The sequence below is a fragment of the Pseudomonas fluorescens group sp. PF-69 genome, assembly GCF_054481235.1.
On record NZ_JBTMNC010000001.1, the window covers coordinates 1,172,240 to 1,186,862 of the forward strand.

Consider the following 14,623-nt stretch of genomic DNA (forward strand, 5'->3'; position numbering starts at 1 on the left):
CGCGGTCATTCAGGCACCACGCGTTATCATTGACGTCCATCGTCGGAACGCCGCCCGGAGCAAGCTCGCTCCTACAATGGTTATGGTGGGTCGAGTGTATCCAGCACCCGGTTCACCGCCAGCTCGCCCAGCATGATCAATTGCTGGATCCCCACCAGGGTGTCGCTCTGCGACCCCTTCAGGTACCTGGCGAAATCCATGGCCATCACGTTGGCGGAGGCCAGGGACACACAGGCGTGTTCCAGCAGGGTGTGGTTGTCGATATCGGGGTCGATGAGGAAGATGCTGTTCGGCCGGTGTGGCGCGTGCGGGCCGGTGTCCGGTGAATTGTCTGAATCGGTCATGATTAAGCGTCCTGTAGCAGATCGGGCCGACACCTCATCGCGACTCATCAAAAGGGTGGCAGCTGTACGCAGGTTAGTAGACCGTGTCTTCACCAAACCGGCGCGCCCGAAGGCGCCCTGCGCACAGCCACCGTCAAGAGCAGGTACGGATATACCTGCCTATCAGGAGCGCAAATGCACTTAGTGAAAACGCGGGCTACTAAACCCGATCACTGACCATCAGTGACGCCGATCAAGTTAGCGATGGCCCCCGAAGCGCACAAGCCGGCGGATTCTGGAGTAGTTGTAAGCCCTGACGCAAGGCGCCGTAGCCTCCCTGCATATACGTTCGGAAACGTCCTACAAACACCATTGAAACAACAATGAGCCTGAGCCGGCTTGCCGGCGAAAGCGGCGCGTCAGGCGAAGTAGATGCCGGCGGACATACCGCCTTCGCCGACAAGCCGGCTCCTACAGGTCCGACGGAAAACCGTCCGGGTACTTACTGCGCTTGAATCAACTTACTTTCAGTCACACCCGCACGGCCGGTTTTGTCATCGACAACTTGCAGGCTATTGCGGGCCTTGATGAAGCCCATTTTCACTTCCTGCCAGACAAAGTAGTTTTTGCCCGGTTCTGCGTTGAGCTTCAGTTCCGAATCGTTTTCCGCCGAAGAGACCAGCGTTTGCTGGCCAGCCGGGACCGCTAACATCAGGTAGGACTTGGCAACTGTCGCGCCCACGGGTTTGCCATTGAGCGTGACTGGCATTTTCACTCCGGCGCCCATGCTCTCGTTACGATAAACGTAGATATTGGCTTTGCCCGAAGTCACCTGGAACGTCTTGGCCTGAGCGTCCTGAGAGTCATCGGCCATTTTTACCGAAGCACATCCAGCGGTCAGCGCGGCCAATGCCAGCAAAGCGGTGAAGGTTAGTTGCTTGAACATCCTGTATCTCCATGGTTTTTGAGCAGTCCGAAGACGGTTATCGGCCATACTCAAAAAAAATGAAGCGCCATGGCGTCAGGCACTCAGTCAACCTATGCGTCCCGCTGTTCCTGCCTGGGTCGTTAATCGAGTCTATTCAACGACCAAGCCGGATCCGGTACTTGAAATGTCCCCGATACAACGGTTTGCTCACGCCCCTAACCCCTCAACCTTCCTCGTCAACAACTCCACAAACGCCCTCGCCATCGGCGATTTCTGATCCTTGCGCTGCACCAGCCACACCGCCGACACCGCCGCCGGGTCGAGCAAGGGTCGATAGACCACGCCATCGATGCGCATCCGCTGGTAGGACGCCGGCAATACCGAGACCCCAAGTCCCGCCGCCACCAAGCCGATGATGGTCATCGCCTCACCGGCCTCCTGGGCGAAGTGCGGGCTGAAGCCGGCATCGCGGGCCAGGCTGAGGAGTTGTGCATACAGGCCGCTGCCGTAGCTGCGCGGGAAAAACACGAAAGGCTCGAGGGCCAGGGCCGACAGGAACAAGCCCTCTTCACTGTCCTTGACCAACGGGTGCTTGGCGCTGAGCACCGCCACCAGCGGTTCGCGCATCAGCTCCACCACGCTGAGGGAGTCCGGCAGGCCCAATGGCCGCATGATCCCGACCTCGATCGATTCGTCCACCAGCGCATCGGCCACTTGGGTGCTGCTCATTTCCCGCAGGTTCAGGTGCACCGCCGGGAAACGCTGGCGAAACGAGAAAATCGCCTGGGGAATGGTCGAGTTGAACGGTGCCGACGAGGTGAAACCGATCTTCAATTCACCCAACTCACCGAGCTGGGCCCGGCGGGCGACATCCGCCGCTTTGTCGACCTGGGCCAACACCAGCCGCGCCTCTTCGAGAAAGAGTCGACCGGCCTCGCTCAGCTCGACCCGACGATTGGTACGTTCGAACAATCGCGCCCCGACCTCTTGCTCCAGCGCCTGAATCTGCTGGCTCAGCGGTGGCTGCGAGATGCCCAGCACTTGTGCGGCGCGGCCGAAATGCAGTTCTTCGGCGACGGCGATGAAGTAGCGCAGATGACGCAATTCCATGGGATTTCCATTAGGTCGTAGAAGCTATCAAACAGGTCGAACAATATATTGGATTGAATCATTAGCCAGCTATATGCTTTTTTCATTGCCTGACCGGCTGCGCCCCTCCGAGGTCCAACGTGAAAACTGCTGTCGCCCCGCTTGCCCATGAAGTTCCGCCTGCCGTACAGGACGATGTCGTCGCTGAACTCAAGGAGATCTACATCGAAAAAGGCACGCCGGCGTTCATGCGCACGGTGCTGGCGTTGTTCTGCGGCGGCTTCGCGACCTTTGCCCTGCTGTACTGCGTGCAGCCGATGATGCCGCTGTTGTCCCACGAATATTCGATCAACGCGGCACAGAGCAGCCTGATCCTGTCGGTGGCCACCGGCATGCTTGCCATCGGCCTGCTGATCACCGGCCCCCTCTCCGACCGCGTCGGGCGCAAACCGGTGATGGTCGCGGCGTTGTTCGCCGCCGCACTGTGCACCATCGCCAGTTCGATGATGCCCAGCTGGCACGGGGTGCTGCTGATGCGCGCATTGATCGGTTTGTCGCTGAGTGGCCTGGCGGCGGTGGCCATGACCTATCTGAGCGAAGAAATTCACCCGCATCACATCGGCCTGGCGATGGGCCTGTACATCGGCGGCAACGCCATCGGCGGGATGAGCGGGCGACTGATTACCGGGGTGTTGATCGACTTCGTCAGCTGGCACACGGCGATGCTGGTGATCGGTGGCCTGGCGTTCATTGCGGCGGCGGTGTTCTGGAAAATCCTTCCCGAGTCGCGCAACTTCCGCGCCCGCTCATTGCACCCGCGCAGCCTGCTCGATGGCTTCACCATGCACTTTCGCGACGCCGGGCTGCCGCTGCTGTTTCTCGAAGCCTTCGTGTTGATGGGCGCGTTCGTCACGCTGTTCAACTACATCGGTTATCGCCTGCTGGCCGAGCCGTACCACATGGAGCAGGCCTTCGTCGGGCTGCTGTCGGTGGTGTACCTGTCGGGTATCTACAGTTCGGCGAAAATCGGCTCGCTGGCTGACAAGCTCGGCCGGCGCAAGGTGCTCTGGAGCACCATCGTGCTGATGCTCGCCGGTCTTGCCCTGACGATGTTCACCGCGCTGCCGCTGGTGATCTTCGGCATGCTGGTGTTCACCTTCGGCTTCTTCGCCGCCCACTCCGTGGCCAGCAGCTGGATCGGCCGCCGCGCCACCAAAGCCAAGGGCCAGGCATCGTCGCTGTACCTGTTCAGCTACTACGCCGGGTCGAGCATTGCCGGCACGGCGGGCGGCGTGTTCTGGCACCTGGGCGGCTGGAACGGTATCGGTTTGTTCATCGGCGGGTTGCTGTTGGTGGCGCTGCTGGTCGCGCTGAAACTGGCGAAGTTGCCGCCATTGCCGGGCGCATCAAAGGTTTAGCCACAACTGCGCCCTAGCGGTAATCGCGGGCCAAGGTACACTGACGGCATTCGTCAGTCTTGGTAAAGGGAAGCCAGAATGCGCCTGGACCGTCTCCACCTTCAGAATTTTCGTTGCTACGAAGATGCCACTTTCGACTTTCAGCCGGGCTTCAATCTGGTCGTGGGAGTTAACGGGAGTGGGAAGACATCGTTGTTGCAGGCCGCTGCGATTTCATTTATCGAATATGCGAACACGATAAAACTACAGTCAGTCGGCTTAGCTCTGGACGACGTGCGCTTTGTCATCAACAAATTTGAAGGCCGCAGCCGCTTCGAACGAAAGTTCCCGCTTCGGCTTGATGCTCAGGGAGAGATTCTAGGGGTCAAGAAATGGGAAACCATTCAATCAAGCGAACACTTCCCACCTTTAGTCGACGATGAACTGGGTCTTGCGACAGACAAAGAGCTCGTAAAATTCGATCTTGGAGAAAGGATCGAGTTGCCTGTTTTGGTTTTTTATCGATCCAATCGCCAGTGGAAAGGCGCAAATATTTCGGCTGAGTACGCTGCACAACAGAAAATTTCTCGCCTCGATGGATACACGAATTGGTTTGATGCTGTAACCGATTTAAGAGATTTCGAAAGCTGGATCATCGGCAAGACACTCGAACGAATGCAAAATCTGTTGGATGCAAAATCGGCACCGCCCCTATTCGAAGACGAATTGGCGTGGGTGAATCAAGCCATAGAGATAGCTCTACCGAAAACAAAAGACCTTCGCTACGACCTTAGACTTCAAAGCTTGTTGATCGATGTCGAAGGAGAAAAAACCATTCCCTTCAACAATCTCAGCGACGGCCAGCGCGGCATGGTCGCACTCTTTGCCGATATCGCGCGCCGCATGTGCATCCTCAACCCACACATGGGAAAGGACGTCCTGCAAAACACCGCAGGCGTAGTCATCATTGACGAACTGGACATCCATCTGCATCCGGCTTGGCAGCGCAATATCGTGCCAGCGTTGAAGAAAGCATTCCCCAAAGTTCAGTTCATAGCCGCCAGCCACTCGCCTCAAATCATTGGCAGCCTGAAACCTGAAGAAGTCATCATTCTGAACAACGGCGACGCATCACACCCACGCGTCACCTATGGCCTGGATTCCAGCAGCGTACTTGAGGAAGTCATGGACGTTGCGCAGCGCGAGCCCAAGATTGAAGCATTGCTTTCTGAACTGTTTTCCACGTTGGAAAACAACGACCTTGAAAAAGCAAAACGACTGCTTCAGACACTGAAGAGAAAAGCCCCGGATCTGCCCGAATACCTGAGAGCCGAAGCATTGCTCAGGCGTAAGGAGACGATTGGCCGATGAAGCGAGTGATCAAGGGAACTGAGCCTGCTTCATTTACCCAGTGGAAGTCGTTAGCCAATGACGAATGGACACCCTCTTACTCAATACTGCGCAATCCGGAGAAACAAGCGCTGCACGAGAGCCTGCTCCAGGAGCAAGGTCATGTCTGCTGTTACTGCGGGAATACAATCACGCTTCAGTCCAGCCATATAGAGCACTTCCGTCCACAAAACTCATTTGTTCATCTGGATCTGGATTACACCAATCTCCACGCCTCGTGCCAAGGCGAGACCGAACTACCAAAACCCGCCCATTGCGGGCACAGCAAAGGAAACAGGTTTCCTGAACAATTCCATATATCGCCCTTACAGGAAGACTGTGAGAGCCGCTTCAGATACACGCTGATAGGGCAAATAGGAAGCACGCAGAATGATACGTCCGCCAGAAACATGATCGACATTCTCGCCCTCAACATCAGTTTTCTGAATAACCGCCGCAAGGAAAAACTGAAGGGAATTTTCGATGATGGTTTTCTGGATGATTTTTCAATAGAAGAACTCGAAGCAATCATTCACCAATACCGTCACCCGCGAGACGGTCAACATGACGCCTTTGACCATGTCATCGCGTGTTATGCAGAGCAACTTCTTGCCGCTGAAATCAAGCGCAAAAAAGGCGCGACTATCTGAGCACCATCCGCGCCTCCAGCACGGCGTCGCGCTTTTCCAGGGTCAACGATTGCAGCGCAATACCGTCACGTTCGATGCGGTCCAGCCATGGCAGCAATGTCATGGCGTCGCCACTGACGGTCAGGCGCAGCAGGTCGTTGTCGCTGTTCATCTGCTGCAACTCAAGCCCCGCCGTGGCTGCGCTTTCGCTGATGCGCAACGACAGGGGCTGATCGGCCGGTTTTGGCACATGACTGCGCGGTCGCGCCTGTTGCAGTCGGGCCGCCAGCGCCAGCTGCTGTTGATACTGACGCTCAGCCGTCATCAGTCGTTGTTGCGTCGGCTGCCAGACCAGACCGAACGCCGCGACACTCAGGACAAACACACTCAGCCCCCCTAGCAGCCGCTGCTCTCGAATGGACAGACGCTGCCAGCGCTGTAACGTCGCCGCTTTAATCTCGCTTGGCTTCATGCCTCTTGCTCCACGGTCAGGGTCGCCTGCACCCGGTTTTGGTCCTTGCTCGCGTTGTCGATGCGCACAGGCGTGCCTTGTTGCCGCCCACGCTCGCGCAGCAACTCCAGCTCGGCAAAGCTGTTGGCGGTCAGCTGGATTTTCCAGCCGTCACCCTGGCGAAACTCGATGCGCTGGACTTCGACCGGACTGGCGCCAATGACTTGCTCGACCAGATTGACCAGGCCGGCGATACGGCTGTGCTGCGGCTCCGTGCCTTGGGCTTGCAGGGCGCCGAGTTGGGCCGCCAGATCGACAATGCGTGTCTGTTCCGGGTACAGCGCCTTGAACTGCTGTTCGTTGCGGCTGTGGAGCTCACGGCCCTGGCTTTCGAGAAAGTGGATTCGTACTTCACTGGCGCCCCAGTCCAGCGCCAACAGTAGCGCCACAGCCAACCCGCCGAGACGCCAGGGCAGGCGATTGCGCTGCCGGGCAAAATCACCGTGCAGCAGATTGATGGCCTGTGGCGACGCCAGGGTCAGCCATTGATCCGCATCGGCCATCTCCTGTCGTTCGTCACACCACCCAATATCGATGGGCAGCGCCGGCTTGAGCAGGGCCAGCCCGTCCTCGGTCAATGTCAGACGAGCGGGCAAACCGCCGCCGAGCATCCAGCGACCGAACCACCAGACGCCGAGCGCCTGGCCCTGCGGCAACCGGTCCGCATCGACGAAGACCGAACGCACTTCGATGCCCACCTCTTTCAGCAACTGGAGCACGGCAGCGAAGCGTTCGCGATCGATCACCATCACCGGATAACGCCCTTTTGGGTCACGAGCGCCGACGCTCAGGTGCAGTTTTTCCAGCGTTTCTCCCAGCTGCTCTTCAACGGCGAAGGCGATGGCTTGTGCAGCGGGTCGACGCCTGGAGGGCCAGGGCTCGCTGCGCACCCAGCTGCAGAGTTCCATGGGCAACAACAGGTCGACGGATTGCCCCTTCAGTTCCGGCGCCGCCTGGTTCAGCGGCATGATCTGTCGTTGGCCGGTCGACGACCAGACACAACAGGGCCAGTCGAGCGACGGCGCGGCCAGGCCTTCGGCCGTCAGGTAGAGCCAGGTTTTCATGGAATTATCTCGTGGGGATTCGACGGCAGCACACGCCGTTGCAGGATCTTCAGCTGGCGTGTTTTGGGATCGCGTTCGACATCGGTGGCCAGGCGCAAACGGCTTTGCCCCTGGGTCACCTGGACCGTGATCCGGTACCAGCGGCTATCGATGCCCAGGCCATGGCTGCTCAAACCCAAACCTTCAAGCGTCGGGTCTTGGGTGAAGGCCTGAACGCTCGGCCAGGGTGTTGTCGAGCGCTGACGCAGCAACGCGGCTACGGTGGCCGCGTCGAGGCCGTCGATTGATCGCAAGACTATTTCCGGGGCCGTATTGATGTTCAGCGCGGCCTCTTTGGGCAAGGTAGCGATCCAAGGCTCCAGCCGACGCAGTCGTTCACCGTCGATACCCGGCAGCAGGCGCAGTTGACTCGTTTCTCGCAACGCGCCCACCTGCGCCAATGGCAGTGCAGGTATTTCGAGCAATGCCAGCAGGCGATGCCAGCGATTGAGCGTGACCTGATCGATCTGACCCTGAATCAACAGGGCATTGACGTTGAAACGCCCGGCCAGGTCCTCGACCGCCACCCGTACTTGCGTGTCTTCAACCTCGTAACCACGGACAGTCGCCCAATCCTGAGTCAGATCGACCGTGTTCCCTGCCGCTTGCCCGGCGTCCTGCAACCGCAGCAACGTCCAGGTTTCGTTGGCCAGGGCGACTTGCTTCAAGTGCATCTGCTGCAGCTGCTGAGCGGTGCTTTGCAGCAACAGCCGATGGCTGCGCAGCACCCCGCCGATGATCAACAGGGCCAGGCTCATGACCAGCAAGACACTGATCAAGGCCATGCCACGCTGACTGGTCTTCATGGCCAGGCCCCCGGCAACAACAGCACCCGGCGGATCGACTCGAAACGGCCTGTCGACAGCTGCACTTCCAGCGCCAAGGGGGCATCGACCGCCTGACCGGTCGGCCAATCGCTGCGCCAACCGGCCTGGCGATCGAACAGGCGCCAGCTCAAGTGCCGGACATCCTCGAGCAGTTTTTGCCGCTGCTCGATCGGCGTGCCTTCGGCTCGACTGTCACGCCACAACGCGCCGTTGTCGAGGCGATAGGTCAGCGCTTGGCGTTCGCTGCGCGCTTGATCCAGTGGGTTGCGCCAGTTGCCGCGCTGCAATTGCAGCTGCGTTTGCCCAAGCATGATCGGCTGTTCGGTGACGTGCAGCAGATCGCGCTCGATCACCGCCACGGCGCGTTGCAGACGTCTGAACTCAGCTTCGTGGACCGTGGTGCCGCGCTGAACGCGCACCACCCCGTCGAACAGCGTCCAGCTGGCCAGCCCCAACAGGGCGAAGATCGCCAAGGCGATCACCAACTCCAGCAAGGTGAACCCGGCCTGCTTATTCATGGCGATTGGGTATCCAGCCACTGGCGCGGTGCAGCACCTGCTCGCGACCGGCAAGGCTGACCTCGACATCGACTTCGAGCAGACGCGGGTCGCTGCCGTTGCGGGCGCGCTGACGTACGAACCAGTCACGCCGATCCATGTGCACAAGCCGCTGTTGCGGCCCAAAGGCCGGCGTGGATTGCAGGCGTAATTCGGCCAAAGCATTGTCCGCCACCCAGGCCGCTATCAGGCGCTCCTCGACCACTGCAGCCTGCTTCACGACGTATTGGCTCGCCGACAGAACGGCCGTCGCCAGGGTGGCGAATATCGCCAGGGCCACCATGATTTCCAGCAGGGTGAATCCGTCCATGCGAGGCCTGCTCGACGGCCTAGCCATCGATCACCGCCTCACTGATACCGTCGCTGGACAGGATCAACCAGTCCCTGCCCCGGGTCTCGAATGTCAGGGTGAAGGCGCTGGTTTCATCGCTGCTGAGCATCAGCAATTGCGGAGGGCCTTCGTCGGCGCCGAGGCTCACGGAATAACCGTCGTGTTTCAGGCGCAGGCGCAGATGGTCGGGCCATCGATACAATGCCGACACCGGTTCCCAGCCGCGCACACCGAGCCGCATCGCCCGGTAGCCGTCGGTACTCAGGCGCACCCCATGCTCCTGGCTTTCGAGCACCGCCTGCTGGCGTAGCTGTCGAATCATGCCCGCGAGCGCATCCGCTTCCTGCCTGGCCTGACGCGCCGGGTTCATGCCGGTGGCGAAACTCACCATGCCCACCAGCACGCCGATCAACACGATCACGATCATCAATTCGAGCAAGGTAAACCCCCGGCAGCGACGTGGCATGGCTCACCCACCCCAGTTGCCGATGTCAGCCGCATGCCCTTCGCCACCGACCACGCCGTCGGAACCCAGGGAGTACAGGTCATAGCCGCCATCGGCCGATTTCACGCCGGGGTTGAGGTACTGATAGGGCGTGTTCCACGGATCGACGGGCAGACTTTTCAAGTAGCCCTGAGGGTTCCAGTTGCGCGCCGCCGGTAGCCCGGACGGACGCTTGACCAAGGCTTCCAGCCCCTGTTGGGTCGAGGGGTACTGGAAGTTGTCGAGGCGATACATTTCCAGGGCGGTGCCGATGGCCTGGATATCGACTTTGGCGGCGGTGACTTTGGCTTGATCGGGACGGCTCATGAACTGCGGCACCACGATGGCCCCGAGAATGCCGATGATGACCACCACCACCATGATTTCGATCAGGGTAAAACCGCACTGGGATGTTCTGCGATGTAGGGCGTTCAAGGTCAATTCACCAATTGGTTGAGGCTGAGAATCGGGAGCAGGATGGCCAGCACAATGAGCAACACGACGCCCCCCATCAGCACGAGCATGGCCGGTTCGAACAGGCTGACCACCAGGGCGATGCGCGCTGCCAGGCTGCTTTCCTGTTGTTCGGCGGCGCGGGCCAGCATGCGGTCGAGTTCGCCGGCCCGTTCGCCACTGGCGATCATGTGCAGCATCATCGGCGGGATGTCGCCGCTCAGTTCCAGGCCACGGGTCAGGGTCCCGCCTTCGCGGACCGAGCGGGCCACGTCGGCCATGCGTGCGCGAATGGTCAGGTTGCCGATGACGGCGGCGGCGATTTCCAGGGCGTCGACCAGCGGCACTGCGCTTTTACCGAGGATGGCCAGGGTGCTGGCGAACCGCGCGGCCTCCATCGCCCGCAGCACTTCGCCGATCACCGGCAGGTTCAACATCAGGCGATGCCAACGCAGCTGCCAGGTCGGCTGCCGCAGGCTCCAGCGCCAGACACCCACCACCATCGCGATCACGCCGAGCAACATCAGGCCATGGCTGCGCAGCCCGTCGCTGGCGCTGATCAGCGCTCGGGTCAGCCACGGCAGTGCCTGACCACTGTCGACAAAAATTTTCACCACGTCCGGCACCACGTAACCGAGCAGAAAACCGACGATCACCACGCTGGCCAGCATCAGAATCGCCGGGTAGACCAAGGCCATCTGGATCTTTTGCCGCGAGGCCTGACGCGCCTGGGTGTACGCAGCCAGTTGCTCCAGCACATGGCCCAGATGACCGGAGCGCTCCCCCGCGGCGACGGTGGCGCGGAACAGTTCGGGGAAGGCCCTGGGAAACCGGGCCAATGCCGTGGCCAGCGCATGGCCTTCCATCACCCGGCTTCTGACGGCCGACAACAGGCCGGCAACCCGACGCTTGGCACTCTGTTTGGCCACCGCATCGAGGGCTTCCTCCAGCGGCAGACCGGCCTGGACCAAGGTGGACAGTTGCAGTGTCAGCAACGCCAGGTCGGCGGCACTCAAGCGGCCAGTGCCAAGGGACGACTTCGTGCCCCCTGCGACGCGGATTTCACTCACATCACGCGGCCACAAGCCGCGCTCGCGTAACAACTGCCGGGCATGTCGAGGACTGTCAGCCTCAAGCCGCCCCTTGCAAGGGCGACCCTGGGCGTCGTCGGCGCGGTAGTCGAATGTCGGCATGCCTTAGTCCTCCCGAGTCACACGCAGCAACTCGTCGAGACTGGTCAAGCCGTCGATCACCCGCTGCCGACCGTCCTGAAACAGACTGTGCGATGCCTTGCGCGCCTCGCCGAGCAACGCCTGTTCGCTGCCCCCCTGATGAATCAGCGCCGAAATGGCCGGCGTCACACTGATCAATTCGTAGATACCGATGCGCCCGCGATAACCGTGCTGGCACTGGTCACAGCCCACGGCCCGGAACAACTGCAAGGGCGCCGTTGCGTCATACCCCAGCCGCAGGCGGGTGGCTGCGTCAGCGCTATAAGGCGCCTTGCAATGTGGACACAAGGTGCGCAGCAGGCGTTGGGCCAGAATGCCCACCAGTGAAGAGGCCAGCAGGTAGGCATCGACGCCCATATCGACCAGCCGCGTGACTGCGCCGACCGCGCTGTTGGTGTGCAATGTCGAAAGCACGAGATGACCGGTGAGCGAGGCCTGCACGGCGATTTCCGCCGTCTCGCGATCACGGATTTCGCCGACCATCACCACGTCCGGATCCTGGCGCAGAATCGCCCGCAAACCACGGGCAAAGGTCATGTCCACCTTCGGATTGACCGGCATCTGGCCGACGCCCGGCAGGTGATATTCGATGGGGTCTTCGACGGTAAGGATGTTGCGCGTCTGGTCGTTCAGGCTGCTCAACGCGGCGTACAGACTGGTGGTCTTGCCGGAGCCGGTGGGCCCGGTGACCAGCAGAATGCCATGGGGTTTGCCGAGCAGTTCGCGCAGGGCTGCCAGGGTGCGGTCCGGCATGCCCAGGCGCTGCAATTCGAGGCGCCCGGCCTGTTTGTCGAGCAGGCGCAATACCACTCGTTCACCGTGCGCCGATGGCAGGGTCGAGACCCGCACGTCCACTTCATGCCCGGCCAGCCGCAGGGCCATGCGGCCATCCTGGGGCACGCGCTTTTCCGCGATATCCAGCCGCGCCATGACCTTGATCCGCGACACCAGCAGTGTCGCCAGTTCACGCCGTGGCCGGAGCATTTCGCGCAATTGCCCATCGACGCGCATGCGCACCGACAGGTACTGCTCGAAGGTTTCCAGGTGCACATCCGAGGCCTGTTCGCGTACGGCTTCGCTGAGCAGCGCATTGATCAGGCGAATGATCGGCGCATCGCCCTGCTGCTCCAGCAAGTCAGCGGTTTGCGGCACCTGATCCACCAGACTGAGCAAGTCCAAGTCGTCATCCAGTCCTTGAGCGACCTGTTCCGCCGCGCTCTGACCTTCGCGGTACGCCGCCGCCAGACGTTCGGCAAATACCGGCGGTGGCAGCAGCCGCAGCGGCAGTTCCCGACCGTATAACCGCCGCGCTTCGGCCAGCGCGGTGAGCGGTGTATCGGCACGCAGCGCCAGCCCCCACTCGTCACCGTCGCGCTCCAACAAGACACCGAAACGCCGGGCGAAACCGAACGGCAGCGGCTGGTAAACATCGCTCACACCGGTCATGGCGTACTCGGCGCTGGCTTGCGCAGATCGAACAGCGGCGCGTCAGAACCCGGTTCGAACAACTGACGCGCATCGGCCGGCAGCAGCAACGAGTTGTTGCCCTGGGCCCCTCGCTGACTCAAGTCATGCAGCGCGTTGTAACGCTGCCGGCTGACCTCGACCAGGTCTTCCTTGCTGCGCACGATGGTCGGTCGCAAGAACACCATCAGGTTGCTTTTGGTCTGGGTTTCCCGGTTCCAGCGGAACAGCGCGCCGAGGTAGGGAATGTCGCGCAGCAACGGCACACCGCTTTTCTGTGTGCGCACGCTGTCGCGGATCAGGCCGCCTATCACGATGATTTCGCCGTCGTCGGCCAGGATGGTGCTCTTGAGCGCTCGTTTGTTGGTGATCAGGTCCGAAGAGTCGATACCCGATACCGAGGGCGCGATGTCCGAGACTTCCTGCTCGACTTCCAGGCGCAAGGTCGAGCCTTCATTGATGTACGGCTTGATCTTCAGGCTGATGCCCACATCCTTGCGTTCGACCGTGGTGAACGGGTTATCCGCGCCGCTGCTGTTGGTGGCGTAGGAACCGGTTTTGAATGGCACGTTCTGGCCGACAATGATTTCCGCTTCCTGGTTGTCCAGCGTCAACAGGCTCGGCGTGGACAGCAGGTTGCTGCGGGTGTTGCTGGCCAGCGCCGAAATCAATGCGCCGAAACGGTCGCTTCCCAGACGCAACAGCGCACCTTCGGGCGCCGACTTTTTCTCGTCGAACGTCAGGCCGCCGACAATGGGAATGTCGGTGCCGGGAAAATTGATGAAGCCTTTGGCGTCACCGGTGTTCAGGCCCCACTGCACACCCACGGCTTCGGCGATATCGCCGGAAATTTCGACGATCGCGGCATGGATCAACACCTGCGCCCGCGGCTGATCCAACTGACGCACGATGCTTTCGATGGTCCTGACCTGCGCCGGCTCGGCGATCAACACCAGCGCGTTCTGGCTTTCATCGGCCTTGATCATGAACGTCGCACTGGAGGCCGTTTCCTTGCTGCCGCTCAGGATCGGCGCGGCTTTGCGGCCCTGGCCCATGGTTTCCAGAATCTCTGCCAGTTGCCTGGCGTCGCTGTGGCGCAGGCGGATCACCCGGGCGTTGTCAGGCAACTCGGTGGCAGGGATGTCGAGACGGCGTGCCAGATCGGCCAGGCGTTGGCGAACCGCTGCCGGCCCAATCAGAATCAGGCGATTCGTTCTCGCATCGGCCAGCACCTGGATCGGCGAATCGGCAGTCCGCTTGCCCAGAGAGGCCTCCATCACCGGAGCCACGTCGCTGGCCTGTGCATGACGCAGTTGAACCACTGCGTGCTGGCTGTTCTTACCCGCATCCAGTTGCCGCACCACTTCGACAATTCGGTGCACATTGGCGGTGGTGTCCGTGATCACCAGTGCATTGGTTGACGCCGATGGGCCGACATAGCCGTTGACCGACACCAAAGGCCGGACGAGTCCGGCAATATCGTTGGCGCTGCTGGTGTTCAGCTCGATGACCCGGGTGACGAACTGCGAGGCCGTGGCATTTTTCGCCGAACCGCTGGCGCGGGTCTTGGCTTCGGTCACTGGCGTGATCAGGATCCGGTCGCCCTCGTCGATCACTGTGAAGTTGTGGGCGTCCAATACCGAGTAGAACAACCGGCGAACGCCCTCACGGTCGAGGGCCTGACGGGACATCACCGTGATACGCCCGGAAACCCTGGGATCCAGTACTACGGTGGTGCCGAGAATGGCGGAGATTTCTTCGACAATGTCGCGCAGTTCGGCGTTGTTCATCGCCAACTGCCACTTTTCTTCTGCGGCCTGAAGTGCGCCGGGAAGAGGCACGATCGCCAAAACGGCAAAGAGAAACATGGAGCGCAAGGCTTGCGCGCCAGTGAAGCTGTTCATGG

The 14,623-nt window shown here is 60.8% G+C and carries 16 protein-coding genes; 3 read left to right on the forward strand and 13 right to left on the reverse strand.

Annotation, left to right across the window (positions count from 1 at the left end; genetic code table 11):
- Positions 1–80: 80 nt before the first annotated feature.
- From ACX3YF_RS05295 to ACX3YF_RS05305, 3 genes are all read right to left on the reverse strand, one after another.
- Positions 81–344: a DUF6124 family protein gene (locus tag ACX3YF_RS05295; RefSeq protein ID WP_130205098.1), complete on the reverse strand. Its 264-nt coding sequence runs from the start codon at positions 342–344 to the stop codon at positions 81–83.
- Positions 345–825: 481 nt separating this feature from the next.
- The gene (locus ACX3YF_RS05300; protein ID WP_458973495.1) at positions 826–1,269 is read right to left on the reverse strand and encodes a DUF2846 domain-containing protein; all 444 of its coding nucleotides are present in this window, start codon (positions 1,267–1,269) and stop codon (positions 826–828) included.
- Between the two features lie 189 nt (positions 1,270–1,458).
- Entirely contained in the window at positions 1,459–2,361 is a 903-nt protein-coding gene (locus ACX3YF_RS05305; protein ID WP_130205102.1) for a LysR family transcriptional regulator, read from the reverse strand.
- A 119-nt stretch (positions 2,362–2,480) separates the two neighbouring features.
- On the opposite strand from ACX3YF_RS05305, the gene ACX3YF_RS05310 reads away from it, so the two are divergent.
- The 3 genes from ACX3YF_RS05310 (at position 2,481) to ACX3YF_RS05320 (ending at position 5,776) form a co-directional block, all read left to right on the forward strand.
- Entirely contained in the window at positions 2,481–3,758 is a 1,278-nt protein-coding gene (locus ACX3YF_RS05310) for an MFS transporter (RefSeq protein ID WP_458973496.1), read from the forward strand.
- Between the two features lie 78 nt (positions 3,759–3,836).
- Positions 3,837–5,108 carry an AAA family ATPase gene (locus ACX3YF_RS05315; RefSeq protein ID WP_458973497.1) on the forward strand — a complete coding sequence of 424 codons (1,272 nt, stop codon included), beginning with the start codon at positions 3,837–3,839 and terminating at the stop codon, positions 5,106–5,108.
- On the forward strand, positions 5,105–5,776 hold the full coding sequence (locus ACX3YF_RS05320; RefSeq protein ID WP_458973498.1) for a retron system putative HNH endonuclease: 672 nt from the start codon (positions 5,105–5,107) through the stop codon (positions 5,774–5,776). The genes ACX3YF_RS05315 and ACX3YF_RS05320 overlap by 4 nt, the downstream gene beginning before the upstream one ends.
- Here the strand turns inward: ACX3YF_RS05320 and gspM are convergent.
- Genes gspM through gspD form a run of 10 tightly spaced genes read right to left on the reverse strand, consistent with a single transcriptional unit; the run spans position 5,769 to position 14,621 of the window.
- Positions 5,769–6,227: a type II secretion system protein GspM gene (gspM, locus tag ACX3YF_RS05325; RefSeq protein WP_130205106.1), complete on the reverse strand. Its 459-nt coding sequence runs from the start codon at positions 6,225–6,227 to the stop codon at positions 5,769–5,771. The genes ACX3YF_RS05320 and gspM overlap by 8 nt on opposite strands.
- Complete coding sequence (gspL, locus tag ACX3YF_RS05330; RefSeq protein WP_458973499.1) at positions 6,224–7,330, reverse strand: type II secretion system protein GspL; 1,107 nt, start codon at positions 7,328–7,330, stop codon at positions 6,224–6,226. Before gspL ends, gspM begins: the two co-directional genes overlap by 4 nt.
- The gene (locus ACX3YF_RS05335; RefSeq protein WP_130205110.1) at positions 7,327–8,175 is read right to left on the reverse strand and encodes a type II secretion system protein GspK; all 849 of its coding nucleotides are present in this window, start codon (positions 8,173–8,175) and stop codon (positions 7,327–7,329) included. Before ACX3YF_RS05335 ends, gspL begins: the two co-directional genes overlap by 4 nt.
- Positions 8,172–8,714 (reverse strand): type II secretion system protein GspJ, encoded by a 543-nt coding sequence (locus ACX3YF_RS05340; protein ID WP_130205112.1) that lies wholly within the window; start codon positions 8,712–8,714, stop codon positions 8,172–8,174. The genes ACX3YF_RS05335 and ACX3YF_RS05340 overlap by 4 nt, the downstream gene beginning before the upstream one ends.
- Positions 8,707–9,090, reverse strand: a complete 384-nt coding sequence (gene gspI / locus ACX3YF_RS05345; RefSeq protein WP_458973500.1) for a type II secretion system minor pseudopilin GspI — start codon at positions 9,088–9,090, stop codon at positions 8,707–8,709. The genes ACX3YF_RS05340 and gspI overlap by 8 nt, the downstream gene beginning before the upstream one ends.
- Positions 9,083–9,550: a type II secretion system minor pseudopilin GspH gene (gene gspH / locus ACX3YF_RS05350; protein WP_130205116.1), complete on the reverse strand. Its 468-nt coding sequence runs from the start codon at positions 9,548–9,550 to the stop codon at positions 9,083–9,085. Before gspH ends, gspI begins: the two co-directional genes overlap by 8 nt.
- 3 nt (positions 9,551–9,553) lie before the next feature.
- A complete protein-coding gene (gspG, locus tag ACX3YF_RS05355; protein WP_458973501.1) occupies positions 9,554–10,003 on the reverse strand; it encodes a type II secretion system major pseudopilin GspG in 450 nt (149 codons plus the stop codon).
- Between the two features lie 2 nt (positions 10,004–10,005).
- Complete coding sequence (gene gspF, locus ACX3YF_RS05360) at positions 10,006–11,214, reverse strand: type II secretion system inner membrane protein GspF (protein WP_458973502.1); 1,209 nt, start codon at positions 11,212–11,214, stop codon at positions 10,006–10,008.
- Positions 11,215–11,217: 3 nt separating this feature from the next.
- Positions 11,218–12,699, reverse strand: coding sequence for a type II secretion system ATPase GspE (gspE, locus tag ACX3YF_RS05365; protein ID WP_454837701.1), 1,482 nt, complete (start codon positions 12,697–12,699; stop codon positions 11,218–11,220).
- The gene (gspD, locus tag ACX3YF_RS05370; protein WP_458973503.1) at positions 12,696–14,621 is read right to left on the reverse strand and encodes a type II secretion system secretin GspD; all 1,926 of its coding nucleotides are present in this window, start codon (positions 14,619–14,621) and stop codon (positions 12,696–12,698) included. Before gspD ends, gspE begins: the two co-directional genes overlap by 4 nt.
- Positions 14,622–14,623 lie beyond the last annotated feature (2 nt).